General features: G+C 65.7%; 21 protein-coding genes. 17 read left to right on the forward strand and 4 right to left on the reverse strand.

Annotated features, from left to right (window positions below; translation table 11 throughout):
- Positions 1-7: 7 nt before the first annotated feature.
- Positions 8-1,156 carry an alpha-hydroxy acid oxidase gene (locus ACP150_RS06400; protein WP_424965729.1) on the reverse strand — a complete coding sequence of 383 codons (1,149 nt, stop codon included), beginning with the start codon at positions 1,154-1,156 and terminating at the stop codon, positions 8-10.
- A gap of 101 nt (positions 1,157-1,257) precedes the next feature.
- Between ACP150_RS06400 and ACP150_RS06405 the strand changes: the two genes are divergently transcribed.
- The gene (locus tag ACP150_RS06405) at positions 1,258-3,648 is read left to right on the forward strand and encodes an ATP-dependent helicase (RefSeq protein WP_424965730.1); all 2,391 of its coding nucleotides are present in this window, start codon (positions 1,258-1,260) and stop codon (positions 3,646-3,648) included.
- Between the two features lie 5 nt (positions 3,649-3,653).
- Here the strand turns inward: ACP150_RS06405 and ACP150_RS06410 are convergent, their stop codons facing one another.
- Positions 3,654-4,250 (reverse strand): LysE family translocator, encoded by a 597-nt coding sequence (locus ACP150_RS06410; protein ID WP_424965731.1) that lies wholly within the window; start codon positions 4,248-4,250, stop codon positions 3,654-3,656.
- Between the two features lie 72 nt (positions 4,251-4,322).
- On the opposite strand from ACP150_RS06410, the gene ACP150_RS06415 reads away from it, so the two are divergent.
- From ACP150_RS06415 to murD, 10 genes are all read left to right on the forward strand, one after another.
- Complete coding sequence (locus ACP150_RS06415; RefSeq protein ID WP_424965732.1) at positions 4,323-4,775, forward strand: Lrp/AsnC family transcriptional regulator; 453 nt, start codon at positions 4,323-4,325, stop codon at positions 4,773-4,775.
- A gap of 407 nt (positions 4,776-5,182) precedes the next feature.
- Positions 5,183-6,280, forward strand: a complete 1,098-nt coding sequence (locus ACP150_RS06420; protein ID WP_424965733.1) for an Mrp/NBP35 family ATP-binding protein — start codon at positions 5,183-5,185, stop codon at positions 6,278-6,280.
- A gap of 707 nt (positions 6,281-6,987) precedes the next feature.
- Positions 6,988-7,497, forward strand: a complete 510-nt coding sequence (gene mraZ / locus ACP150_RS06425) for a division/cell wall cluster transcriptional repressor MraZ (RefSeq protein WP_424965734.1) — start codon at positions 6,988-6,990, stop codon at positions 7,495-7,497.
- A gap of 2 nt (positions 7,498-7,499) precedes the next feature.
- Positions 7,500-8,504, forward strand: a complete 1,005-nt coding sequence (gene rsmH, locus ACP150_RS06430) for a 16S rRNA (cytosine(1402)-N(4))-methyltransferase RsmH (RefSeq protein WP_424965735.1) — start codon at positions 7,500-7,502, stop codon at positions 8,502-8,504.
- On the forward strand, positions 8,501-8,854 hold the full coding sequence (gene ftsL / locus ACP150_RS06435; protein ID WP_424965736.1) for a cell division protein FtsL: 354 nt from the start codon (positions 8,501-8,503) through the stop codon (positions 8,852-8,854). The genes rsmH and ftsL overlap by 4 nt, the downstream gene beginning before the upstream one ends.
- Positions 8,851-10,635 carry a peptidoglycan D,D-transpeptidase FtsI family protein gene (locus ACP150_RS06440; RefSeq protein ID WP_424965737.1) on the forward strand — a complete coding sequence of 595 codons (1,785 nt, stop codon included), beginning with the start codon at positions 8,851-8,853 and terminating at the stop codon, positions 10,633-10,635. Before ftsL ends, ACP150_RS06440 begins: the two co-directional genes overlap by 4 nt.
- 16 nt (positions 10,636-10,651) lie before the next feature.
- Positions 10,652-12,157: a UDP-N-acetylmuramoyl-L-alanyl-D-glutamate--2,6-diaminopimelate ligase gene (locus tag ACP150_RS06445; protein ID WP_424965739.1), complete on the forward strand. Its 1,506-nt coding sequence runs from the start codon at positions 10,652-10,654 to the stop codon at positions 12,155-12,157.
- The gene (locus ACP150_RS06450) at positions 12,154-13,608 is read left to right on the forward strand and encodes a UDP-N-acetylmuramoyl-tripeptide--D-alanyl-D-alanine ligase (RefSeq protein ID WP_424965740.1); all 1,455 of its coding nucleotides are present in this window, start codon (positions 12,154-12,156) and stop codon (positions 13,606-13,608) included. Before ACP150_RS06445 ends, ACP150_RS06450 begins: the two co-directional genes overlap by 4 nt.
- Positions 13,609-14,694, forward strand: coding sequence for a phospho-N-acetylmuramoyl-pentapeptide-transferase (gene mraY, locus ACP150_RS06455; RefSeq protein WP_424965741.1), 1,086 nt, complete (start codon positions 13,609-13,611; stop codon positions 14,692-14,694).
- A gap of 169 nt (positions 14,695-14,863) precedes the next feature.
- A complete protein-coding gene (murD, locus tag ACP150_RS06460) occupies positions 14,864-16,258 on the forward strand; it encodes a UDP-N-acetylmuramoyl-L-alanine--D-glutamate ligase (RefSeq protein ID WP_424965742.1) in 1,395 nt (464 codons plus the stop codon).
- Between the two features lie 3 nt (positions 16,259-16,261).
- Here the strand turns inward: murD and ACP150_RS06465 are convergent, their stop codons facing one another.
- Positions 16,262-17,737: a mannitol dehydrogenase family protein gene (locus ACP150_RS06465; protein ID WP_424965743.1), complete on the reverse strand. Its 1,476-nt coding sequence runs from the start codon at positions 17,735-17,737 to the stop codon at positions 16,262-16,264.
- Positions 17,730-18,941 (reverse strand): mannonate dehydratase, encoded by a 1,212-nt coding sequence (uxuA, locus tag ACP150_RS06470; RefSeq protein ID WP_424965744.1) that lies wholly within the window; start codon positions 18,939-18,941, stop codon positions 17,730-17,732. Before uxuA ends, ACP150_RS06465 begins: the two co-directional genes overlap by 8 nt.
- 113 nt (positions 18,942-19,054) lie before the next feature.
- Between uxuA and ACP150_RS06475 the strand changes: the two genes are divergently transcribed.
- The 6 genes from ACP150_RS06475 to ACP150_RS06500 all read left to right on the forward strand — a co-directional run bounded on the left by ACP150_RS06475 (position 19,055) and on the right by ACP150_RS06500 (position 24,628).
- Complete coding sequence (locus tag ACP150_RS06475; protein ID WP_424965745.1) at positions 19,055-19,768, forward strand: GntR family transcriptional regulator; 714 nt, start codon at positions 19,055-19,057, stop codon at positions 19,766-19,768.
- A 20-nt stretch (positions 19,769-19,788) separates the two neighbouring features.
- Positions 19,789-20,766 (forward strand): TRAP transporter substrate-binding protein, encoded by a 978-nt coding sequence (locus ACP150_RS06480; protein WP_424965746.1) that lies wholly within the window; start codon positions 19,789-19,791, stop codon positions 20,764-20,766.
- Between the two features lie 116 nt (positions 20,767-20,882).
- Positions 20,883-21,380: a TRAP transporter small permease gene (locus tag ACP150_RS06485; protein WP_424965747.1), complete on the forward strand. Its 498-nt coding sequence runs from the start codon at positions 20,883-20,885 to the stop codon at positions 21,378-21,380.
- Positions 21,381-21,382: 2 nt separating this feature from the next.
- Positions 21,383-22,660: a TRAP transporter large permease gene (locus tag ACP150_RS06490; RefSeq protein WP_424965748.1), complete on the forward strand. Its 1,278-nt coding sequence runs from the start codon at positions 21,383-21,385 to the stop codon at positions 22,658-22,660.
- A gap of 10 nt (positions 22,661-22,670) precedes the next feature.
- The gene (locus ACP150_RS06495) at positions 22,671-23,723 is read left to right on the forward strand and encodes an L-idonate 5-dehydrogenase (RefSeq protein WP_424965749.1); all 1,053 of its coding nucleotides are present in this window, start codon (positions 22,671-22,673) and stop codon (positions 23,721-23,723) included.
- Positions 23,723-24,628 carry a sugar kinase gene (locus ACP150_RS06500; protein ID WP_424965750.1) on the forward strand — a complete coding sequence of 302 codons (906 nt, stop codon included), beginning with the start codon at positions 23,723-23,725 and terminating at the stop codon, positions 24,626-24,628. Before ACP150_RS06495 ends, ACP150_RS06500 begins: the two co-directional genes overlap by 1 nt.
- The last annotated feature ends 21 nt before the right edge of the window (positions 24,629-24,649 follow it).

Below are 24,649 nucleotides of genomic sequence, written 5' to 3' on the forward strand. Positions count from 1 at the left end.
GAAGCCCCTAGCGTCTCGGGGCCAATTCGTCGCGGAAATCGGCAAGGGTGGCAAGGCCGCACATTTGCATGTTCGTGATCAGGTCCTGGGTCAGCAGATGGATCAGGTGGCGCACGCCGCGCGGCCCCAGACCGGCCAGGGCGAAGTGCCAGGCGCGCCCCAGCATGACGAAATCCGCGCCCATTCCCACCGCGCGGAGAATGTCGAGCCCGCCTTCGATCCCGCTATCATAGATCAGCGGGTAGTCGGGGCCAACCGCGGCGCGGATCACCGGCAGCTGCGTGATCGCGCCCGGCCCGCCCTCGAACTGGCGCGCAGAGTGATCCGACACCCAGATCCCGTCCACGCCAGCGGCTTGCAGCCGCGTCGCATCCTCGGGTCGCAGCACGCCCTTGATCACCAGAGGGCCGTCCCATCCAGCGCGCAGCGCGTCGAGATAGGCCCAGTCGGGCGCGCCCCGGATCGCCTTGCCCGCATGGGCCATGTAACTCGCCGCGCCGGATTTCTCGACATAGCTTTCGGCCAGCTTCAGAGAGGGGCGCCCATGCTGCGCCATGCCAAGCGCCCATCGCGGGTGCAGGGCCATCTGCGCGACCATGCGCGGTGTGATCTTGGGCGGGATGGTCAGGTTTGCGCGGCGCTGCCGCTCGCGGCGGCTGTCGGCGGGCACATCCACGGTCAGAACCAGCGTCTCGAACCCCGAGGCCTTGGCCCGGGCCATAATATCGTCGCGGATCACCGGGTCCGCCGGTGGATAGAGCTGGAACCAGCCCATCCCCCCCGCCTTGGGGCCGACACGTTCAGGCACCTGGGTGGCGACGGTCGACAGGCCATAGGGAATGCGCGCCGCTGCAGCCGCGGCGGCCAGCAGCCGTTCCGCGTCGGGCCAGATCAGCCCGGACATGCCCACGGGGGCAATCCCGAAGGGGCGGGCATAGCTGCGGCCCAGCAGAGGTGTTTCGAGAACTGGGTCGATCTCGCCATGCAGAACGCTCGGCAGCAGGTGGATCGCATCGAGCGCGGCCCGGGTCGTGCGCACCCCCACCTCGCGATCGCCGGTCGCGCTGTCGAGATACTCGAAGACGAAGCCGGGAATGCGTCGGCGTGCAGCCCGCCGCAGGTCAGAAATCGCCGGATGGGTCGTGTCCAGATCCATGGGCCCTTGCTAAGCATTTCATCTGATTGCGCAATAGAGGAGTCGCGAACAGATGTGGAACATAGCTTTCCCCCCGTCCTGCTTCGCGCTATGTTTGCCGCATGAACAGTTTCGACGATACCGACGCCTTTGAGGCGGGCGCCAATCTTTCGCTCTCGGCACGTGCCATGGGGGCGCGCCCGACGCCCTATCTCGACACGTTGAACCCCGCGCAGCGCCAGGCGGTCGAGGCGTTGGAGGGGCCGGTCCTGATGCTCGCCGGGGCCGGGACGGGCAAGACCAAGGCGCTGACCTGCCGGATCGCGCATCTGCTGACCACCGGGACTGCGCGCCCGAACGAGATTCTGGCGGTGACCTTCACAAACAAGGCCGCGCGCGAGATGAAGGATCGGGTTGCCAACCTCATGGGGCAGGCGGTCGAGGGGATGCCGTGGCTCGGCACGTTCCACGCGATTGGCGTGAAGCTGCTGCGCCGCCATGCGGAGCTGGTCGGGCTGAAGTCGAATTTCACCATCCTGGATACGGATGACCAGATCCGCCTGCTCAAGCAGCTCATCATCGCCGAGAACATCGACGAGAAGCGCTGGCCCGCACGCCAGCTCGCCCATATCATCGATGGCTGGAAGAACCGCGCCTGGGCGCCGGATGCGGTGCCTGCCGCCGAGGCCTCGGCCTTCAACTCGCGCGGTGTCGAGCTCTATGCCGCGTATCAGGAGCGGTTGCGCACCCTGAATGCCACGGATTTCGGGGATCTCCTGCTGCATGTGGTGGGGATCTTCCAGAAGCACGAGGACGTGCTGGCCCAGTATCAGCGCTGGTTCCGCTATATCCTCGTGGACGAGTATCAGGATACCAATGTCGCCCAGTATCTCTGGCTGCGCCTCCTTGCGGGCGGGCACAAGAATATCTGCTGCGTCGGCGATGATGACCAGTCGATCTATGGCTGGCGCGGGGCCGAGGTGGGCAACATCCTGCGCTTTGAAAAGGATTTTCCCGGCGCGCTCGTGATCCGGTTGGAACAGAATTACCGCTCCACCCCCCATATCCTCGCCGCGGCCTCGGGCGTGATCGATGGCAACAAGGGGCGGCTTGGCAAGACCCTCTGGACCGAGGCGCAGGAGGGCGAGAAGGTCCGCCTGATCGGTCATTGGGACGGCGATGAAGAGGCGCGCTGGATCGGCGAAGAGATCGAATCGATGCAGGGCGGCACAAGGGGGATGCGCCCCTTCGAGCTGGACCAGATCGCGATTCTCGTCCGTGCCTCGCACCAGATGCGCGCCTTCGAGGACCGGTTCCTGACCATCGGGCTGCCTTACAAAGTCATCGGCGGCCCGCGCTTTTACGAGCGGATGGAGATCCGCGATGCCATGGCCTATTTCCGCGTCGTGACCAGCCCCGAGGATGATCTGGCCTTCGAGCGGATCGTGAACACGCCGAAACGGGGGCTAGGCGACAAGGCCCAGCAGAAAATCCAGATGAGCGCGCGCGCCAATGGCGTGTCCCTCAAGGAAGGCGCGCGGATCCTGCTGGCGGCCAAGGGGCTGACCGGGAAGGGCGCCAAGGAGCTGGGGCTGCTGATCGACGGGCTGGACCGCTGGACCGCCACGGCGCGCGAGGACCGGACCTCCCACGTAGAGCTGGCGCAGGTCATTCTGGATGAAAGCGGCTACACCGCCCATTGGCAGAACGACAAGACGCCCGAGGCCCCGGGGCGGCTCGAAAACCTCAAGGAACTGGTCAAGGCGCTGGAGGGGTTCGAAAACCTGCAGGGCTTCCTCGAACATGTCAGCCTCGTGATGGACAACGACACAGGCGCGTCAGGCCCGCAGGTGTCGATCATGACGCTCCACGCGGCCAAGGGGCTCGAGTTTCCGGCGGTCTTCCTGCCAGGCTGGGAGGATGGGCTGTTTCCGTCCCAACGCTCCATGGACGAGTCGGGTCTCAAGGGCCTCGAGGAGGAGCGCCGTCTGGCCTATGTGGGCATCACGCGGGCTGAAGAGCTCTGCACGATCTCATTCGTGGGCAATCGACGGATCTTTGGTCAATGGCAATCGGCCCTGCCGTCGCGCTTCATTGATGAGCTGCCCGAGGCCCATGTGGAGGTTCTCACGCCGCCGGGGCTTTATGGTGGGGGCTACGGGGCGGCGGCGCCGGGCGGCTTGCCGGACGGGGTGAGCTACGGCTCGAACCTTGAAGAGAAGGCGGCCGAGGCCAATGTCTATAACTCCCCGGGGTGGCGTCGGATGCAGGCGCGCAGCGCGTCGCGCGGAACGAGCCAGCCGCGCGAGAGCCGCAACATGGTGATCGACGCCACGGCGATCTCGAGTCACGCGCTGGGCGACCGGGTGTTCCACCAGAAGTTCGGCTATGGTGCCGTGACCGGGATCGAGGGCGACAAGCTCGAGGTTGCCTTCGAGAAGGCTGGGGTCAAGAAGCTCGTCGCGAAATTCGTGGTTGCTGCGGATCAGGCGGGGGATGATGTCCCCTTCTGAGGGCGCTATCCCAGCAGGATCGGCACGAGCGAGGCCATGAGCAGCACCGCCATGGACCAGTTGAAGACGCGCAGCCGTCCCGGGCTCGACAGCCAGCGGGCAACTTGCGTGCCCATCCAGGCCCAGATCGACACGGACGGAAAGTTGGTCGCGCAGAACGCCGCCGCCACGAGCACGGCGCCGAGCGCCCCGGCCCCGGGTGCGGTGTAGACGGTGACCGCCGTCACGCCCATCACCCAGGCCTTGGGATTGACCCACTGGAAGGCGGCAGCCTGCAGAAAGGTAAAGGGTCGCCCCTCGGTCTCGGCGCCCTCGGGGGCTGCGGCATTGGCGATTTTCCAGGCGAGCCATCCCATATAGGCCACGCTCGCGATTTTCAGCACGGTGTGGAACACTGGCCACGTGACAAAGACCTGCCCGAGCCCCAGTCCCAGCAGCAGCACCATGAAGGCGTGGCCAAGGCTGATCCCCAGCAGATGGGGCACCGTCCGGCGAATCCCGAAATTCGCGCCGGAGGCCAGCACCATCAGGTTATTCGGCCCCGGCGTGATCGAGGAGACGAGAGCGAAGGTCATCAGGGCGAGGAGTGTTTCAAGTGTCATGGCGCAACCCTGCCGCATCCAGAGCCGAATGAGATTGCAAAAAATGGGTAGATCGAACTACTTTTGCAACAAATGGCGAAGCTTGACCCAATCAACGAAAAGATATTGCAAGAGCTCAGCCGCGATGGTCGGCTCAGCAATCTTGATCTCGCCGAACGGATCGGCCTCTCGCCTTCTGCCTGCCTGCGCCGGGTGCAGGAGCTGGAACGCTCGGGCATCATTCAGGGCTATCGCGCTGTCCTGAACCGCACGGCGCTGGGGCAGGGCTTCACGGTTTATATGGCCGTGGGCCTGTCCGAGCATACCAAGGCAGACCAGCTCGGCTTTGAACGGGCGGTGGCCAATGCGCCGGAAGTCCGCGAATGCCACAACGTGACCGGAACGGTGGAATACCTCTTGCGGGTCGAGGTGGCCGATCTCGCGGCCTTCAAGACTTTTCACACGGATGTTCTGGGCACCCTGCCGCAGGTCTCCAGCCTGACCTCCTATGTGGTGATGGGCAGCCCCAAGGACGAGCGGGCCTGATCAAGGCGGTCGCGGGGCGTGGTCACAGCGGTTTGGGCAAAAAAAAGCGGCGACGCTAGGGAGGAGGAAAGCGCCGCCGCATATTACAGAAAACCCAGGGAGGAGGAGGGGTCTTCTGATCTGGTGCGCGAGCTCGGCTTTGTGTAAGCCTTGTCTCGCTGGGCGTCTGCAGTGCTGCGTCGCCCTCTGTTGAGATTGAATATAGGCGTATGCTGCGCTGCAACAAGAGCCGTCTTGTCAAAACAGTTATGCATTTCTTGCATTGCGCAAACTGCAAACGGATCGTTTTCGAAATGCAAGCGCTTTGAGGCCAGCCAAATCGTTGAAATCAGACCGTATCGCAGGGTTGGACCTTGTCATGGCCGACCCGACGCCCACTTAGAGGGCAGGTCGATTTAGGGGGTTCCATGACGCGCGACGACATTTTTGCTGCACTCGCGAAGGTTGAGGTGCCGGGCGGCGGGACGCTCAAGTCCCGGGATCTGGTGCGGGCGCTGGCCACCGATGGCGGGCAGGTTCGTTTCGTGATCGAGGCGGCGGATGCTGAAGAGGCGCGCAGCTTTGCTGGTTTGCGTGACGCGGCCGAAGCGGCCGTGCGCGCTTTGCCCGGGGTGACCGGTGTTCAGGCGGTGTTGACGGCCCATGGCCCGGCGGGCAAGGCGCCCGCGGCGGCCAAGGCCCCCGCCGGAGAGCCGCCGAGCCTCAAGGTCGGGCGGCATCCGACCCCGGATCAGGGAAAGGGACCAGCCAAGATCGCAGGTGTGGACCGGATCCTCGCCATCGGGTCGGGCAAGGGCGGCGTGGGCAAATCCACGGTCTCGTCCAACCTCGCCGTTGCGCTGGCCAGGCAGGGGCGGCGCGTAGGCTTGCTCGATGCAGATATATACGGTCCCAGCCAGCCGCGCATGATGGGCGTGTCCAAGCGGCCCGCTTCACCGGACGGCAAGACGATCCTGCCACTGACAGCGCATGGTGTGACGGTGATGTCCATCGGCCTGATGCTGGATCCCGCCAAGGCGGTGGTCTGGCGGGGCCCGATGCTCATGGGCGCGCTGCAGCAAATGCTGGGGCAGGTGGCCTGGGGTGATCTGGATGTGCTGATCGTGGATCTTCCCCCGGGGACGGGCGATGTGCAGATGACGCTGTGTCAGCGCAGCGCGGTCACAGGGGCCATTGTCGTCTCCACGCCGCAGGATGTGGCGCTGCTGGATGCGCGCAAGGCGCTCGATATGTTCGCCACGCTCAAAACCCCGGTGCTCGGCCTAATCGAGAACATGTCGAGCTACCATTGTCCGGAATGCGGGCATGAGGCGCATCTCTTTGGCCATGGCGGCGTGCGCGACGAGGCGCAGAAGCTCGGGCTGCCCTTTCTCGGAGAGTTGCCGCTGAGCCTTGATGTGCGGATCGCCGGGGATGGCGGGACGCCGATCGCGGCGGGGGACGGGCCCGAAGCCGCGGCCTATGCCCAGCTCGCCGCAGGTCTTGTCAAAGGCGGCATGGCCTAGGTCACTTCGTGAGGTGCGCCGAGGTCAGGCGCACCCACCCAGTCCCATGCTGCGCCACGGTCGTGGGATTGCATGGGACGATTGGGGGAATGGGGCCCGTATGCCCCGTGAACTCGGCCGAATTTGTTAAAAATCAGTTAAAATCGGCGAATCGGGGCGCTGCATGCCTGGTGGGATGCGGCGCGATTCGCGCGCTGTGACCTCCAGATTTCCATGAAATACCCGCTCTGACGAAAAAACTTTGGGCCGAAATGGGGCGTCATGGGACGGGATGGGCACGACTATATCTAGGGGCGCGCCCCGCAGATGTTGCAAAAATCCCGCGAAATGTGGTGGCCTTGGTGATCGCTGTCTTGCGTCGGACTCCGCCCTGTGAGAGCTTGGATGGGTCTTGGTCCCGTAATTTGGCATTGCTTCCCAGGCATTCCCATGACATAAAAATCTCATCGAAAGCGACGGACATCAGCGGCACCCAACGACCGCGACCGACAAAAAAGCAGGTTTCATACAGGCCGCGCATTTCGAAAGACGATTGACGCACCACGAGCAGACATCCCCCCAGATGGTGGACGCGTCGGTCATCCCAGTCTCTGGGTCGAGTGCGGCGGATCGGGCTATGGCAGCAGCACGATCCGCCGTTTTCACGTCCGGGCCATCGGCAACCGGACACAGGCAATCACGGGGGGCAGGCAGAGGAGCGGCCCCCGTTGGCGCGCATGTTCCGAGGTGAAAGTGTCCACAAGGTGGACAGCAAGGGGCGGGTCTCGATCCCCGCCGGCTTTCGCCGCGTGCTCGAGGATAACGACCCGCGCTGGACCAAGGACCGCAACCCGGAACTGGTCATTGTCTATGGCGATCACCGCCAGAATTATCTCGAATGTTACACCATGGCCGCGATGGAAGAGGTCGATGCCAAGATCGCACGTCTGCCGCGCGGGTCGAAGCCCCGGCGGATGCTCGAGACACTCTTTACCGGACAGGCCCATGAAACCTCGGTCGATGAGACCGGGCGGCTCGTGATCCCGGCCAAGCTGCGCAAGAAGATCGGCCTGTCAGGCGAGGCGCATTTCATTGCCACGGGCGATACGTTCCAGATCCTGTCGCCCGAGGGCTATGGCGCCAAGATGGGCGAGATGGCCGATTGGCTCGACGATCTGGACGAGGATGTGGACCCGCTCACCTTCCTCGATGCCGGTCCCAGCGGCGGCGAGGTCTGATCATGGCCGCGTCGGCGCCAGATCCGTCGGATGCGCCCCATATTCCGGTCCTGCTCGGCCCGATCCTGTCCCAGTGCGCGCCGATTGCAGGCACATGGCTGGATGGCACCTTCGGGGCCGGTGGATATGGGCGCGCCCTGCTCGATGCCGGGGCGGAGACGCTGATCGGCGTCGATCAGGATCCTCTCGCGCTCGATATGGCGGCGGAATGGGCGGCGGAATACGGTGCGCGACTGCGCCTCGTGGCGGGCAATTTCGAACAGCTGGATACGCTGGCGGGCGCGCCGCTTGATGGGGTGGTGCTCGATCTTGGGGTGTCCTCCATGCAGCTTGATCTGGCCGAGCGCGGGTTTTCCTTTCTGCGCGACGGGCCGCTCGACATGCGCATGTCGCAGGAGGGGCCATCGGCGGCGGATCTGGTGGCGGAGGCCGAAGAAGGTGTTCTCGCCGACATCCTGTTCCATCTGGGCGAGGAGCGCGCGGCGCGTCGGATCGCCAAGGCCATCGTGGCGTCCCGTCAGGTCGCACCGATCACGCGGACATCCGAGCTGGCCGAGATCGTCTCGGGCTGCCTGCCGCGCCCCAAACCGGGGCAAAGCCATCCGGCCACGCGCAGTTTTCAGGCGCTCCGCATCGCGGTGAATGATGAGCTGGGCGCGTTGGTCCGGGGGCTGGAGGCCGCCGAGCGTGCGCTGCGCCCCGAGGGATGGCTCGCGGTCGTGACCTTTCATTCGATCGAGGACCGGATCGTCAAACGCTTTCTCACCCAGGCTTCGGGCGGTGGCGGTCGCGCCAATCGCTACGCCCCCGAGACCGCCGAGATCGCGCCGCGCTTCCGGCTCAGCCCGCGCAAGGCCATCGCGCCCGACGCCACAGAGCTGGCCGCCAATCCGCGCGCCCGGTCTGCCCGGTTGCGGCTTGCGCGCCGGACCGAGGTCGAGGCCCGCCCCGCAGATTACACAGGCCTCGGCCTGCCCCGTTTCTATTCGTTGACGGAGACACCATGAGGACGTTGCTCTACACCCTCGCCATTGGCTCGGTGGTCGGTCTGGCCTATTGGGCATACGAAGAAAACTTCGAGACACAGCAAGCGCTCAAACGTCTGCGCGCGGTGCAGGCCCAGATCGGCGACACCCGCGAGGCGCTGGCCGTGCAGCGCGCGGAATGGGCCTATCTGAACCGCCCGGACCGGCTCGACGATCTGGTGGAGATGAACTTCAAGGGGTTGGAGCTCTTGCCGCTGACCCCGGGCCATTTCGGCGCGCTGGATCAGGTGGCCTATCCGCCCAACCCCTCGTTGGAGGGTGAGCTGGCCGAGACCATCGAGGTCAGCGCCACCGCAGGAGGCCGGCCATGACCCGCACCCCCCTGCGCCCCTTGGCCCGGATCCTCCATGCCCGCGAGACCGGGGGCAATCCCGACCTGATCGAGCGCGAGAATATCCGCCGTCGCCACGAGGTGATGCGCGACGAGTGGCGCGTGATGGCCGAGCAGCGGCTGCTTCTGGCGGCGTTTTGCTGTCTGCTTGTCTTCGGCTTTGTCGGCGCGCGGATGTGGGCGATCGCCTCGACCCCCGTGGCCGAGCCGGTTGCCGCCGTCAGCGATGCGCGGATCGACGCGACGCGGGCGGATATCGTGGACCGGAACGGGCGCGTGCTGGCGACCAATCTGGTGACCCATTCGCTCTATGCTCAGCCCCATCTGATGACCGATCCCGAGGGTTCGGCCGAGGCGCTAGCCACGCTGTTTCCGGATATGGACAGTGCGCGCCTGCGCGGCTGGTTTACCGGTGATCGCAAGTTCATCTGGCTGAAGCGGCGGATCTCGCCCGAGCAGATGCAGGCGGTCCATGACATCGGCGATCCCGGGCTGCAATTCGGCCCGCGCGAGATGCGGCTCTATCCCAATGGCGCGCTGGCTGCGCATATCCTCGGGGGCACCGGGTTTGGGCGCGAGGGCGTGCAATCCGCAGAGCTTCTGGGCGTGGCCGGGGTCGAGAAGGCGATGAATGCCCGGCTCAGCGATCCGGCGACGGCGGGCACCCCGCTCGCGCTGTCGATTGACCTGACCATTCAGGCGGTGATCGAGGATGTGCTGGGCTCAGGCATGCGCCTGATGAATGCCAAGGGCGCGGCGGCGGTGCTGATGCATGCCCATACGGGCGAGATCCGCGCCATGGCCTCGTTGCCGGATTTCGATCCCAACACCCGCCCGCAACCGCTGGTCGAGGGGGAGGCCGGGGACAGCCCGCTCTTCAACCGCGCTGTGCAGGGGGTCTACGAGCTCGGCTCGTCCTTCAAGATTTTCACGGCCGCTCAGGCGCTTGAGCTGGGGCTCGCGAACCCGAACACGATGATCGACACGACCAGCCCCATGCGCTGGGGGCGTCACAAGATCGGTGATTTCCGGAATTACGGGCCCGAGCTGAGCCTGACGGATGTCATCGTCAAAAGCTCGAATGTGGGCACGGCCCGGCTCGCGCTGGAGATCGGCGGCAAGCGGCAGCGGGAATTCCTCGACGCGCTGGGCTTTCTCGCGCCAACGCCGGTTGAGATGATCGAAGCGCCCGGTGCGCGGCCGCTCTGGCCCGAGAGCTGGGCGGATATCCACACCATGACCATCAGCTATGGCCATGGGATCTCGACCTCGCCGCTGCATCTGGCGGCGGGTTACGCGTCGCTCCTCAATGGCGGGACCAAGGTGACGCCCACGCTTTTGCGGCAGGGCGCGCCCGTGGTCGGGCCGCGCCTTGTGTCTGAGGCAACTTCTGCTGCGGCGCGGGACATGCTGCATCAGGTGGTCGAGCGGGGCACGGCCAGCTTTGGCCGCATCCCGGGCTATGCGATCGGCGGCAAGACCGGCACGGCGGACAAGCCTCGCGCCGCCGGGGGCGGGTATTACGAGGACAAGGTGATCGCCACCTTCGCCTCGGTCTTTCCGGCGGATGATCCGGAATACATCCTGATCGTGACGCTGGATGAGCCGGTGGAAACCTCGGGCACCGAGCCGCGCCGCACGGCCGGTTGGACGGCTGTGCCCGTTTCGGCAGAAATCACACGCCGGATCGTTCCGCTTCTGGGGCTGCGCCCAAGCGTTGAATATCTCGGAGATCCTGAGATAACGCTCGCACGCAACTAAGCAGGGGGTGCGGGTCATGGGGGACCGGCAAGACGGCGGACGCGACGCGGAATACGGGCCGAAATCGCTGACCGAGCTGGGCTTTCCCGGAGGCGGCAAGCCGGTGACCGGGCTTGCGCTGGACAGCCGCGAGGTGCGCGACGGCTACCTCTTTGCCGCGCTGCCGGGCAGCCGTGTCCATGGCGGCGAGTTCATCCAATATGCCCTGCGCATGGGGGCGGGCGCGATCCTGACCGATGCGGAAGGGGCCGAGATCGCGAGGGAGGCGCTTGCGGCCTCGGAGGCGCGGCTGATCGTGGCCGAGGACCCGCGGCAGGCCTTTTCTGCCGCTGCCGCCCTGTGGTTCGGCGCGCAGCCCGGCATCATGGTCGGTGTCACGGGCACGAACGGCAAGACGTCGGTGTCCAGTTTTACCCGACAGCTCTGGCAGGGGCTGGGTCATGCTTCGGCCAATATCGGCACCACCGGGATCGAAGGAGATTTCGCAGCCGAGCTCGCCCATACTACGCCGGACCCGCTGACCCTGCATCGGGCGCTGGCCGAGATGGCCGCAGCCGGGATCACCCATGCGGCGATGGAAGCCTCGTCCCACGGCCTTGACCAGCGGCGTCTCGACGGGGTGCGGCTCTCGGCGGCGGGGTTCACGAATTTCACGCAGGATCATCTGGACTATCACGAGACCTTCGCGGCCTATTTTGCCGCCAAGGCCGGGCTCTTTACCCGGGTGCTCGGGGATACGGGCATGGCGGTGATCAATCTCGATGACCCGCGCGGGGCGGATATGATGGCTCTGGCCCATACCTCGGGCGCGGATCTTCTGACCGTGGGCCAGCACAAGGACGCCATGCTGCGCCTGACCGCGCAGCGTTACGATGCCGATGGGCAGGAAATGCGCTTTACCTGGAAGGGCAGCGCGCATCAGGCCCGGTTGGAGCTCGTGGGCGGGTTTCAGGCGGCGAATGTGCTCGTGGCCATGGGGCTGGTGATGGCGACAGGCGCGCAGGTGAGCGATCTGGTCCCGCTGCTGCCGCGGTTGAAGACCGTGCGCGGGCGGATGCAGAAGGTGGCGCGCCGGGCCAACGGGGCGACGGTCTTTGTCGATTACGCCCATACGCCGGATGCCCTGAAGACCGCGTTGCGCGCGCTGCGGCCCCATGTGCTGGGCCGCCTGGTCGTCGTCTTTGGCGCGGGCGGAGACCGGGATGCAAGCAAACGCCCCTTGATGGGGCAGGCGGCGGCGGATGAGGCGGATGTGATCTTCGTGACCGATGACAATCCCCGCTCCGAGGATCCGGCCCTGATCCGCGCGCAGGTCAAGGCGGGCTGTCCCGAGGCGACCGAGGTGGGCGACCGGGCCGAGGCGATCCTGCGCGGGGTCGATGCGCTTGGCCCCGGGGATGTCCTGTTGATTGCGGGCAAGGGGCATGAGACGGGCCAGACCGTCGGCGATACGGTCTATCCCTTTGATGATGCGGAACAGGCCAGCGTTGCCGTGGCCGCTCTGGAAGGCCGGCTCGCATGACCGCGCCGCTTTGGACCGCCGCCGAGGCCGCTGCCGCCACGGGGGGCACGGCCCATGGGGATTGGACCGTTTCGGGCGTCTCCATCGACACGCGCGAAATGGCGCCGGGGGATCTGTTCGTCGCGCTAAGGGCCGTGCGGGACGGGCATGACTTCGTTGCGGCGGCTCTCGAGGCCGGGGCAGGGGCGGCTTTGGTGTCGCGCATCCCCGATGGGGTCCCTTCGGACGCGCCGCTGCTGCTGGTTGCGGATGTTCAGGCTGCGCTTGAGGATCTGGGCCGCGTGGCGCGGTCCCGCACGCGGGCCCGCGTGGTCGCGATCACCGGCTCTGTGGGCAAGACATCGGCAAAGGAAATGCTCCGGGCCGCGCTGTCCTCGCAGGGCCGCGTGCACGCGGCCGTGCGCAGTTTCAACAATCACTGGGGCGTTCCGCTCACGCTCGCCCGGATGCCGGTGGAGACCGACTATGCGGTGATCGAGATCGGCATGAACCATCCCGGCGAGATCGCACCACTGGCGCGCATGGCCCGCCCCCATGCCGCGCTGATCACGACAATCGCCGCCGCCCATCTTGAGGCGTTGGGCTCCCTCGAAGGGATTGCCGAGGAAAAGGCGACGATCTTCGAGGGGCTCACGGATGCAGGGCTCGCGATGATCCCCGGCGATCTGGCGCAAACACCGATCCTGCGCGCGGCGGCCGAAGCCGCCGGGGCGCGGATCGAAAGCTTTGGCGCCGGTACGGGGAATTCCCATATCCTTCAGGACCCGCACGTGGCGGGCGAGTGCGCAGTGGCGCGGGCGCAGCTGGCGGGGATGCCGCTCGCCCTGAAAATTGCGACACCGGGCACCCATTTTCTGGAAACCGCACTGGGGGTACTGGCGATTGCCGCCGGGATCGGTGCCGACCCGGCCGAGGCACTGCTCGGATTGGCGCAATGGGCCCCACCGGCAGGGCGCGGCACGCGCGAGGCGCTGCAGCTCGACCCGGCGATCGAGACGCTGACGGCTGATCTCATCGATGACGCGTTCAACGCCAATCCGACCTCCATGGGCGCAGCGCTCACCATGCTGGCTGCCAGCCAGCCCGCCCATGATATCGGACGCATCGCCAAGGGGCGTCGGATCGCGATCCTCGGCGACATGCTTGAGCTGGGCCCCGAGGAGCGCGCCGAACATGCGGCCCTGGCCGATCATGAGGCCATGGAGCGCGTGGACCTCGTCCATTGCGTCGGCCCCCGCATGCGCGCGCTCTATGACGTCCTCCCGGCCAGCCGTCAGGGCAACTGGGTCGAGACCGCTCCCGAGCTTGCCGCGCGCGCCCATACCCTGATCGATGCGGGGGACGTGGTGCTGGTCAAAGGCTCCAAGGGCAGCCGCGTCAGCCTTGTTGTTGACGCCCTGCGCAAACTTGGGCATCCCACATCGCGGCATGAGAACGAAGGATCCCCATAGATGTTGTATTGGCTGACCTCGATTTCCGATGGCGGGGACGCCTTCAACCTCTTTCGCTACATCACCTTTCGGGCGGGGGGCGCGTTTTTCACGGCGCTGATCTTCGGCTTCATCTTCGGGCGCCCGCTGATCAACCTGCTCCGCAAACGGCAGCGATTCGGCCAGCCGATCCGCGAGGACGGGCCGCAAAGCCATCTGGAGACCAAGCAGGGCACGCCGACCATGGGCGGTCTGCTGATCCTTTCGGCGCTGACCCTTGCGACCCTGCTCTGGGCGCGCTGGGACAATGGCTATGTCTGGCTGGTCCTGTTCGTCACCGTAAGCTTCGGGCTGATCGGCTTCATGGACGACTTCCAGAAAGTGACCAAGAACACCCATGCCGGGGTCTCGGGGCGGGTGCGACTGGCCATCGGGTTCGGCATCGCCGGGGTGGCCGGGGTCGCGGCCCTGTTCCTGCATCCGGATGAGCTTTCGGGGCAGCTGGCGCTTCCTGTGTTCAAGGATACGCTGATCAACCTGTCCTTGCTGTTCATTCCGTTCTGCATGCTGGTCATCGCGGGCTCGGCCAACGCGGTGAACCTCACGGACGGGCTCGACGGGCTGGCGATCATGCCGGTGATGATCGCGGCAGGCACGCTGGGGGTTATCGCCTACGCCGTGGGGCGCGTCGACTTCACCTCCTATCTGGATGTGCATTACGTCCCGGGCACGGGCGAGATCTTCGTCTTCACCTCGGCTCTGATCGGCGGCGGGCTCGGCTTTTTGTGGTATAACGCCCCGCCCGCAGCGGTGTTCATGGGCGATACTGGCTCTCTCGCGCTGGGCGGTGCCCTGGGCGCCATCGCAGTGGCCACCAAGCACGAGATCGTGCTCGTGGTGGTCGGTGGCCTCTTCGTGGTCGAGGCGCTCTCGGTCATCATCCAGGTCGCCTACTTCAAGAAAACTGGCAAGCGCGTCTTTCTCATGGCCCCGATTCACCACCATTTTGAAAAGAAGGGCTGGCAGGAAAGCCAGATCGTGATCCGCTTCTGGATCATCTCCCTGATCCTCGCCCTGATCGGCCTGGCCACGCTCAAGGTGCGTTGACGCCGGAGCACCCGGGCGCGCCGCGTCTGACTTAAGTCTCCAAATATCCCCGCCGGAGGCTCCCGCATTTGCCAGAAACACGCCAGCGGATCACGGGGCCGGGCGGGCGCATCTTGCCGCCGCGGCGCACCCGGTGCATCTTGCCGCCGAACCTGCGAAAGGAGCCGCCATGATCCCTGTCCGAGGCTATTCCGGCCAGTCCGTCGCCGTGCTCGGGCTGGGCCGCTCCGGGCTTGCAACGGCCCGTGCGCTCAAGGCCGGGGGGGCGATCCCGCTCTGTTGGGATGACAATGCCGAGGCGCGCGGGCGCGCCGAGGCCGAAGGGTTCGCGACCACGCCCCTCAAACACCCGGACGCCTGGGACGGGATCACGGCGCTCATCACCTCCCCGGGTATCCCGCATCTCTACCCCGCGCCCAACCCGGTGATTGCCCAGGCCCTCGCCCGGGGCATTCCGGTGGACAATGACATCGGGCTTTTCTTTCGCTCTTTCGCGACGCCGGACTGGGATCATTTCGACCAGCCCCCGCGCGTCATCGCGGTCACCGGATCGAACGGAAAATCCACCACCTCCGCCCTGATCCACCACGTGCTGAGCGAAGCCGGGCGGTCGGTGCAGCTAGCGGGCAATATCGGGCGCGGCGTGCTGGATATCGATCCCGGTGAAGAGGGCAGCGTCGTGGTGCTGGAGCTGTCAAGCTACCAGACCGAGCTTGCCCGCGCGCTGACCCCGGACATCGCCGTCTTCACAAATCTCAGCCCGGATCATCTGGACCGCCATGGAGGGATGGGGGGGTATTTCGCGGCCAAGCGGCGGCTTTTCACCATCGGGGGGCCGGATCGCGCGATCATCGGCGTGGATGAGGCCGAGGGCCAGTTCCTCGCCAATCAGCTCACCGTGGCGCCCAGCGATGACCGGGTGATCCGTATCACCTCCGCCAAACCCTCGGGATCCGGTTGGCTGGTGAGCACGCGCAAGGGCTTTCTCGCCGAGCATCGCAAGGGGCGACAGGCCGGGTCGATCGACCTGCGCGCGACCCCGGGCCTTCCGGGCGCGCATAACCACCAGAACGCGGCTTGTGCCTATGCGGCCTGTCGCAGTCTTGGCCTCGCGCCGCGGATCATCGAGGATGCGTTCCAGACCTTTGCCGGTCTGCCCCATCGCAGCCAGATCGTCGGCACCCGCAACGGCGTCACCTTCGTCAATGACAGCAAGGCCACCAATGTGGACAGCGCGGCCAAGGCGCTGCAGGCCTTTGGGGCCATCCGATGGATTGCCGGAGGGCTTGAGAAAGAGGGCGGTCTGGGGGCGCTTACGGATCATCTGGGATCCGTCCGCAAGGCCTATCTGATCGGGCGTTCGGCGCGGGAGTTCGCGCTGGGCATCACCGAAACCCCCCATGCGATCTGCGAAACGATGGCCGTGGCCGTGGCGCAGGCGGTGGAGGAGGCGGAGCCGGGCGATACGGTGCTCCTCGCGCCAGCGGCGGCTAGCTTTGATCAATACGACAATTTCGAACAGCGCGGCGAGGATTTCATGGCCGAGGTCGCCAGATATCTCTGAGCCTCAGGGCCGGGTCAGCCGCTCTGCGGTGCGGATCACACCGTCGCTCAGGATGGACCTCAGCAGGCCAGTCACCGCGTCACGCCAATCCGGCGCGGCAAAGAGCTCCGGGGGGAGCAGACCCGGCAGGTTTGCGAGCGCGCTTAGGATGTCTTCGGCGCACCGCGTAGCGGAGAGCGCTCGCGCAATCTCCGCCTCTTTCGGATCCCGAAGGGGATAGCGCGTCCCGGTCTCGGTCTCGCCAAGCAGGTAGCGCAGCCAGCAGGCCGTGGCGAAGGCGTAGGTCTGAATTGGGGCGCCGCTTGCAAGCGCCTCCGCCGCCGGGGCGAAGATCCGCGGGGGCATCTTCTGACTGCCATCCATGGCGATCTGGTAGGTCGCATGGGCGATGCTGGGGTTGTCGAACCGCGCGATCAGGGCTTGCGCATAGTCGCCATAATCCAGCCCGGGCAGGGGGGGTAGCCCGGCGCTCACCGCCGTCAGGTGCCGCGTCAGGCACGCGCGCAGGGGCGGGGTGTCGAGGCAAGCGCTCACGGTTTCCAGCCCAGCCACATGCCCGGCATATGCCAGCAGCGAATGCGATCCGTTCAGCATGCGCAACTTCATGTGTTCATACGGTGTGACGCGGCTTGCGAAGATCGCGCCCGCCGCCTCCCACTGGGGGCGGCCATGGGGGAAGTCGTCTTCGAGGACCCATTGGCTGAAGGGTTCGCATTGCACCGGGGCGGCGTCGCGCAGGCCACAGAGGGTTTGGGCCTCGGCGAGATCAGCTTCGGTCGTTTGGGGGGTGATCCGGTCGACCATGGTGGCCGGGAAGGCCACATGATCATCGATCCATCCCACCAGATCCGGCGCGGCCTCCTGCGCTAAGTCGCGCACCACCCTGCGCAAGACATGGCCATTCTCGGGCAGGTTATCGCAGCTCAGCAGGGTCACGCCGCCGGCCCCTGTTTCGCGACGTTGGCGCAGCGTTTGAACCAGCAAGCCGGGCACGGTCGCTGGCTCGTCAGGGTTGGCGAGGTCAGCCGCGATCTCGGGCAGATCGGGATCCAGCCCGCCCGATTGCGCCGAGATGCCATAGGCTTTCTCGGTCACGGTGAGGCTGATGATCCGGGTCGCGGGGGCGCAGAGTTGCCTCAGGATTGCAGCGCGCTCCGTGCGCAGGGCGCGCGCGGCGGCGAGGCTTGCGATCAACCGGGGGCGGACGCCGTCTGCGCCGCGTTCGAGCAGGGTATACAGCCCGTCCTGATCCGCGAGCTGTGTCGCGGTCTCGGTGGACCGCATACTGACCCCGAGGATGCGCCAGTCCCCGCCCGCCTCGGCGAGCGCCGTGTCCGTGTAAACCGCCTGATGGGCGCGGTGAAACGCCCCGAGCCCCAGATGGACGATGCCGATTCCATGTGCGGATGGGGTGTAGCGTGGATGGGCGACCCCCGGTTTGGCATGCGCCAGCGTTGCCGCGGCGAGGCGCTTATCCATGGCCGGTGGCGTGGGTGATGCCGCTGATCACCCCGCGCAGCTCGGCCAGCCCCTTGAGCCGCCCGATGGCCGGATATCCCGGCTGGGCCTGCCGCGTGTGGTCATCAAGAATGTTCTGCCCATGGTCGGGCCGGAACGGGATCGCATGGTCTGGGCGACCGGCGAGGCGGCGCCGTGCCTCCTCGCGCAAGATCGCGGCGATCAAGGCGGCCATGTCCACGTCGCCGTTCAGATGCTCGGATTCGTGGAACGAGCCAAAGAGCGCGTCATGCTCGCGCCGGACATTGCGCAGGTGGATGAAATGTACCCGGTCGCCCAGCCGTTCCATCATCCCCGGCAGGTCATTATCCGCGCGCGCCCCGAGCGAACCGGAACACAGGGTGATCCCGTTCGCGGGCAGATCCACCGCTGCTAACAGCCGCTGGTAATCGGCCTCGGTCGACATGATCCGCGGCAGTCCCAGCAAGGAGACCGGCGGGTCATCCGGGTGGCAGCAAAGCCGCAGCCCGAGATCCTGCGCGAGCGGCGTCACCAATTCGAGGAAATCCGCCTGATTCCGGGCCAGTTGCTCATGATCGCAATCGGCATAGAGCGCCAGGTGGTCCTGAATATCGGTCAGCGAGAAATGATCGGCAGCCCCGGGCAGGCCACAAATGATGTTGTCCACGAGTTGCTGTTTGAAGGCATCCGAGCTGCTGGCGAAGCGCGCCTGCGCGGCGTCCAGAAGTTCAGCGTCGTAGTCATCTGCCGCGCCCGCTCGGGTGAGGACAAAGACGTCGAACATCACGTAATCGGTCAGATCGAACCGCATGCATGTGGCGCCCGTATCGAGGCAGTGGCCGAGATCGGTCCGCGTCCAGTCGAGCAGGGGCATGAAATTGTAGCACACCACCTCGATACCGGCGGCGGCGATGTTTTCGAGACTGGTTTTGTAGGCGTCGATATGACTGCGCCAGTCGCCGGTCTGGCGCTTGATATCCTCCGAGACCGGCAGGCTTTCGACAACGCTCCAGCTCAGCGGCGGGGTCAGGCCGCCGGAGCCGGCGCGGATCGCCTCCTGCCGCGCGCGGATCTCTTCAAGCGGCCAGACAACACCCGGAGGCAAGTGGTGCAATGCGGTCACGATCCCACGGGCCCCGGCCTGAACGACGTCGCCAATCGACACCTGATCCTTCGGCCCGAACCATCGCCACGTCTCCTGCATTGCATCTGTCTCCTGTGCGCTTAGCGTCTGCTTGTCCGTGATCACGGGCATCCTGTCAATATTCTTGTTGACTTGTATGGAAGAATGCAAGAAGAACGCCAAAGGAGGAAATTTTGGTACATCAGCTGTTCATTGATGACAGGTTCGACCGGGACGCGGCGATCACGCCGCAGATCTATCGGATTCTGCGCGAGCGGATTATCAAGAATAACCTGCCGCCCGGGACCAAGCTGTCGGAGCCGGAACTGGCGCGCCAATACGAGGTGAGCCGCCAGCCGATCCGCGAGACATTCATCAAGCTGGCCGAAGAAGGGCTGATCATCGTCCGGCCCCAGCGCAAGACGTTGGTCACCAAAATCGACTTCAAGACCGTGATGCAGTCGCGTTTCGTGCGCGAGGCGGTGGAGGCCGATATCGTCGCGTTGCTGGCCGAGGCCGGGGACGGGGATGTGGTGCGCGAGTTGCGCGAGCAGTTGCAAAACCAGCGCAAGGTCGCCCAAAGCTCACGGTTCGATTTCATCAACGAGGACCTGAAGTTCCACCGCACCCTCGCCGAGGCCGCCGGCAAGGAGATCGCCTGGAAGTTCATCGAGAGCCTGAACAGCCAGATGGACCGGGTCCGGTTTCTCAGTCTTGGGCAGTTCCCCGTGGATCAGCTCGTCGAGGAGCATACCCGCGTGGTCGACCATATCGAACGGCAGGAGACGCCCGAGGCAGTCGCCGCCATGCGCACCCATTTGCAGCGCCTGATCGGGGATCTGCCGCAGATCGTGCGCGAACACGAGGATTTCTTTGATCGGTACGACCCAGGACTGATCGACACATAACCACCAATAAGGAGGATAAGATGGTGTTCAAGTTCAAGAAACTGGTGGCCGTAGGGCTTCTGACGCAACTGATCGGGGGGGCTGCTTTCGCGCAGGATGTCACCCTGAAACTCGGCCATCTGGCCAATGAACAGAATGCATGGCACCTCGCCTCCGTGAAATTCGCCGAAGAGCTTTCGGCGCTGACCGAGGGCCGCGTCGCGGTCGAGATCTTCCCCAACGAGTCCCTCGGCAAGGAGATCGACCTGATCAACGGGATGCAGCTCGGCACGGTGGATATGACCATCACCGGCGAAAGCCTGCAGAACTGGGCGCCCATGGCCGCCCTTTTGGCGGTGCCCTACGCCTATGCTTCGACCGAGCATATGGATGAGGTCGCCAGCGGCGAGATCGGGGATCAGATCAAGGCCCAGATCGTCGAGAAGGCTCAGATCCGCCCCATCGCCTATTTTGCGCGCGGGCCGCGGAACCTGACTTCGAACCGGCCGATTGCCCATCCCGATGACCTGAACGGTCAGAAGATGCGGGTACCGAATGTGCCGCTCTTCGTGGATGTGTGGAACGCCCTGGGGGCCAGCCCGACGCCCATGGCCTTTTCCGAGGTCTTCACCTCGCTGCAGAACGGGACGATCGACTCGCAGGAGAACCCGCTCGCACTGATCCGTTCGGCCAATTTCAACGAGGTGCAGAGCCATGTGAACCTGACACAGCATGTGCGCTCCTGGATCTATCTGACCATCGCGGAATCGACCTGGCAGAAACTGAGCGCCGAGGATCAGGCCCATGTGATGGAGGCCGCCTCTCGGGCGCAGGCTTTTGAACGCGGGCTGCTCGACAAAAGCCTTGCCGATGACCGCGCCCATCTCGAGGCCAATGGCATGACTTTCGTCGAAGTGGACGGCGCGGCCTATGCGGCGGCGGCCAAGGATGCGGTGCTCGCCAACGTCAATGACGAGATCAAGCCCATCGTCGAAGGCCTCTTCAACAGCCAGAAATAGGCCCCGATGACCCTGCGCCTGCCGCCTCCCTCCCGGGCGGCAGGTGCGCCCTCTGCCCGATGATACTCCAGACCAGGGTCGCGCCCGGATTGCGACCGAGACAAGGACACGGACCAGTGCTGCGGCGCCTCAATTCCTTCATGACTGGCCTGTGCCGTGCAGGCGCTCTGACGGCCTTCGCTGTTCTGATCTTCGCAGTGCTGCTGCAGGTCGTTGGCCGCACCATCGGGAGCTCGCCCGTCTGGACCGAAGAGCTCACACGGTTTGCCCTGATTTACCTGACTGCCTTTGGCGTGGGCGTGGCGCTGCTGACCGGGGATCTGGTCAATGTCGACGTATTTTGCGACGCGCTGCCCGGTGAATGGCCTCGCTACTTGCGGATGTTTGCCTCCGCAGCGACGGCGGTGCTGTGCCTCGCGCTGCTGCCGGGGGCCGGGAAATACGTGCAGATCGGCACGCTGCAGAACTCTCCGGCCATGGCGATGCCGATGGAGTTCGTGCATTTCAGCGTCTGGTTGCTGCTGGCGCTGCTCGCGGCCTTCGGCATCCTGCGCTTCTGCCTCGACTGGGCGAAGATCGAGTACCGCCGCCCGATGACCGGCGAGGAGGACTGATCATGGATGTCGCGGTTCTCTTTGCGGTGTTCATCGCCGGGCTCTTCATCGGCATTCCGGTGACCATCACCCTTGGCCTCTCCTCCATGGCCTATCTGCTCCTGTCGGACATCCCGCTCGTGGTGATGCCGCAGAAGATCTATGCCGGGATCGATGTCTTTGTCCTGCTGAGCATCCCGGGCTTCATCCTGGCCGGGAACCTGATGAACAATGGCGGGATCACCGAGCGGATCATCCGCTTTGCCAATGCGCTGGTCGGCTGGGTCCGGGGCGGGCTGGGCCTGACCAATATCGGGGCCTCTATGCTCTTTGGCGGGATCACGGGCACGGCGGTGGCCGATGCGGCCTCGATCGGCGGCGTGATGATCCCGGGCATGAAGAAGGCGGGCTATCCGGCGGATTTCTCGGCGGCGGTGACGGCGGCGTCTTCGACCGTCGGGCCGATCATCCCGCCCAGCGTGCCGATGATCATTGTCGGCGCGCTCTCGGGGATTTCTGTGGGCAAGATGTTTCTCGCAGGCGCCGTGCCGGGGATCCTGATGGGGCTCGGCATGATGGCGACCTGCTATGTGGTCTCGGTGCGCAAGAACTTCCCCAAGCAACCCTGGCAGGGGGTGGGCGAGATCGGCCGGGCCTTTGGCGGCGCGTTCTGGGCGCTGGCGATGACAGGGATCATCCTCTACGGCCTCCTGAGCGGCATCGCCACGCCAACCGAGACCGCCATCGTGGCCAGTGTCTATGCCTTTATCGTCGGCGCGTTCGTCTACCGCGAACTGCCTCTGCGCCTTGTGCCCAAGATCATCACTGACAGCGCGGTCTCGGCCGCAGCGATCCTCGCGCTGGTGGGCTTTGCCAATGTGTTCGGCTGGATCCTTGTCTCCGAGCGGATCCCCCAGGCCATTGCCGACGGGGTGCTCTCGATCACCGACAACCCGATCCTGGTGATCCTGATGATCAATATCCTGCTTCTGTTCATCGGCATGTTCATGGAGACGATCGCGGCCCTGATCATCCTCTTCGTGCCGCTTTTGTCGCTGGCCACGGCGGTCGGGGTGGACCCGCTCCATTTCGCGACCTTCGCGGTGCTGAACCTGATGATCGGGCTGACCACGCCGCCCGTGGGTGTGTGCCTGTTTGTTTGCGCGGGGATTGCCAAGCTGCCCCTGACCCCCGTGGTGCGTGCGATCTTCCCCTTCCTTCTGAGCAACCTGATCGTTCTGCTGATGGTGTCCTACATTCCGGCGCTGGCGACCTGGCTGCCGAACCAGATCCTGCCCTAGGAGCCCGCCCATGACCGCCCGCATTTGCCGTTTGCATGCTGCCCATGACCTGCGGGTCGAGACCGAACCGATGATCGCGCCCGGCCCCGAGGAGGTACAGGTCGCCATCGCCGCGGGCGGGATCTGTGGCTCGGATCTGCATTACTACCATGACGGCGGGATCGGGCAGATCCGCGTGCGCGAGCCGATCATTGTCGGCCATGAGGCGGCGGGGGTCGTGCGTAAGCTGGGCGAGGGGGTGCATGGGCTTGCCATCGGGGACCTCGTGGCCCTGAACCCGAGCCTGCCCTGCGGTGCCTGCCGGTTCTGCGACCGGGCGGCGTTCAACCATTGCCTGACCATGCGCTTCATGGGCTCGGCCTACCGCATGCCCCACGAGCAGGGCATGTTCCGCGATATCCTCACGGTGCCCGCGCGGCGCGCCCACCGTTTCGCCAACCCGGTCCCGCCCCGGGCGGCGGCCTGCGCCGAGCCGCTTTCGGTCTGTCTGCATGCGGCCTCGCATGGGGTGGCTCTCTCGGATCAGCGGGTGCTGATCACCGGCGCCGGGCCGATCGGGTCGCTCATGGCGGCGGTGGTGGCGCGGCGCGGGGCGGCGGATCTGATCGTGACCGACCTGCATGACTACCCGCTGAGCGTCGCACGTCGCATGGGGGCCGGACGGGTGGTGAATGTCGCCCGCACGCCCGATGCCCTCGCCCCCCTGCGCGCCGAGAAGGGGCAGGTCGATGTGGTCTTTGAATGCAGCGGCGCACCAGCCGCCATTCGCGACGCGCTCGAGATGTTGCGCCCGGGCGGCGCCATGGTGCTCGTGGGCGTTGCGGGCGAGACGCCGCTCCCCCTCAATGTGCTGGTCAGCAAGGAGATCCGTCTGATCGGCACCCACCGCTTCCACCCGGAATTCGCCGAGGCGGTGCGCCTGATCGACAGTGGCGAGATCGATGTCACACCGATCCTCAGCCATGACTTCCCCCTTGTGGAGGCGGTCGCGGCCTTCGATCTGGCCGGAGACCGGACACAGGCGGTGAAGGTGCACCTGACCTTTGGCGCCGAGGCCCCCTGATGTCCGGGCTGCATATCGCCTGTATCGGCGAGGCCATGCTGGAACTTCTGGTCTCAGAAGTGCCGGGGCCCGCGCGGATCGGCGTCGCCGGAGATGTTCTGAACACCGCGATCTATCTGCGCCGGGCGCTGCCCAGCCCCCACCGGGTCAGCTTTGTCAGCCTCGTGGGGCAGGATCGGCTGTCCGAGGGTATGCTGCGGTTCATCGCCGGGCATGGTGTCGAAACCGATCTGGTCGCGCGAGACCCGGAGCGTTTGCCCGGGCTATACGCCATCACCACGGACAGGGCCGGAGAGCGGAGCTTTTCCTATTGGCGCAAGGACTCCGCGGCACGCCTGCTCTTTCAGGACGGGGCGGGGCTCGCCCGGCTGGAGACGGCGGATGTGATCTACCTGTCCGGTATCACGCTGGCGATCCTGCCGCCCGAGATCCGCGCGCAGCTGTTCGATTGGATCGACACATATCGGGGCCGGGGCGGGCGCGTGGCTTTCGATTCCAACTACCGTCCGATCCTGTGGGAAAGCGCTGCGGTCGCGCGGGACACCATGGCAGCCGCCTGGGCGCGCTGCGATCTGGCGCTGCCCTCGGTGGATGACGAGATGGCGCTTTTCGGGGATCTCACCCCCCAGGACGTATTGGCACGGCTGGAGGGGTACGGCCCTCAGACCGGGGCGTTGAAGCAGGGGGCGAAAGGCCCGATCCCGATCGGGGGACCCGTGTCGCGACAGGCCTATGCACCTGCACCTGCGGTCGTGGACACCACTGCGGCCGGGGATGGCTTCAACGGGGGCTACCTTGCGGCCCGGCTGACCGGGGCGACCCAGGCCGCCGCGCTCCAGGCGGGGCATGATCTGGCCTGCCGCATTATCGGGCATCCCGGGGCGATCCTGCCACCTGACGCCTGAAACCCAGGCCTCAATCCCGCA

The sequence above is a fragment of the Dinoroseobacter sp. S375 genome (genome assembly GCF_049800775.1).
Taxonomy (GTDB): domain Bacteria; phylum Pseudomonadota; class Alphaproteobacteria; order Rhodobacterales; family Rhodobacteraceae; genus Dinoroseobacter.

Excerpts from the sequence above, each read along its gene's own strand:
- ACP150_RS06450 (WP_424965740.1), top strand. The coding sequence starts at position 12,154 with ATGACCGCGCCGCTTTGGACCGCCGCCGAGGCCGCTGCCGCCACGGGG.
- rsmH (WP_424965735.1), top strand. The coding sequence starts at position 7,500 with ATGGCCGCGTCGGCGCCAGATCCGTCGGATGCGCCCCATATTCCGGTC.
- ACP150_RS06490 (WP_424965748.1), top strand. The coding sequence starts at position 21,383 with ATGGATGTCGCGGTTCTCTTTGCGGTGTTCATCGCCGGGCTCTTCATC.
- ACP150_RS06400 (WP_424965729.1), bottom strand. The coding sequence starts at position 1,156 with ATGGATCTGGACACGACCCATCCGGCGATTTCTGACCTGCGGCGGGCT.
- ACP150_RS06405 (WP_424965730.1), top strand. The coding sequence starts at position 1,258 with ATGAACAGTTTCGACGATACCGACGCCTTTGAGGCGGGCGCCAATCTT.
- ftsL (WP_424965736.1), top strand. The coding sequence starts at position 8,501 with ATGAGGACGTTGCTCTACACCCTCGCCATTGGCTCGGTGGTCGGTCTG.
- ACP150_RS06495 (WP_424965749.1), top strand. The coding sequence starts at position 22,671 with ATGACCGCCCGCATTTGCCGTTTGCATGCTGCCCATGACCTGCGGGTC.
- ACP150_RS06500 (WP_424965750.1), top strand. The coding sequence starts at position 23,723 with ATGTCCGGGCTGCATATCGCCTGTATCGGCGAGGCCATGCTGGAACTT.
- ACP150_RS06445 (WP_424965739.1), top strand. The coding sequence starts at position 10,652 with ATGGGGGACCGGCAAGACGGCGGACGCGACGCGGAATACGGGCCGAAA.
- ACP150_RS06420 (WP_424965733.1), top strand. The coding sequence starts at position 5,183 with ATGACGCGCGACGACATTTTTGCTGCACTCGCGAAGGTTGAGGTGCCG.
- uxuA (WP_424965744.1), bottom strand. The coding sequence starts at position 18,941 with ATGCAGGAGACGTGGCGATGGTTCGGGCCGAAGGATCAGGTGTCGATT.
- murD (WP_424965742.1), top strand. The coding sequence starts at position 14,864 with ATGATCCCTGTCCGAGGCTATTCCGGCCAGTCCGTCGCCGTGCTCGGG.
- ACP150_RS06440 (WP_424965737.1), top strand. The coding sequence starts at position 8,851 with ATGACCCGCACCCCCCTGCGCCCCTTGGCCCGGATCCTCCATGCCCGC.
- ACP150_RS06410 (WP_424965731.1), bottom strand. The coding sequence starts at position 4,250 with ATGACACTTGAAACACTCCTCGCCCTGATGACCTTCGCTCTCGTCTCC.
- ACP150_RS06415 (WP_424965732.1), top strand. The coding sequence starts at position 4,323 with ATGGCGAAGCTTGACCCAATCAACGAAAAGATATTGCAAGAGCTCAGC.
- mraY (WP_424965741.1), top strand. The coding sequence starts at position 13,609 with ATGTTGTATTGGCTGACCTCGATTTCCGATGGCGGGGACGCCTTCAAC.
- ACP150_RS06480 (WP_424965746.1), top strand. The coding sequence starts at position 19,789 with ATGGTGTTCAAGTTCAAGAAACTGGTGGCCGTAGGGCTTCTGACGCAA.
- ACP150_RS06465 (WP_424965743.1), bottom strand. The coding sequence starts at position 17,737 with ATGGATAAGCGCCTCGCCGCGGCAACGCTGGCGCATGCCAAACCGGGG.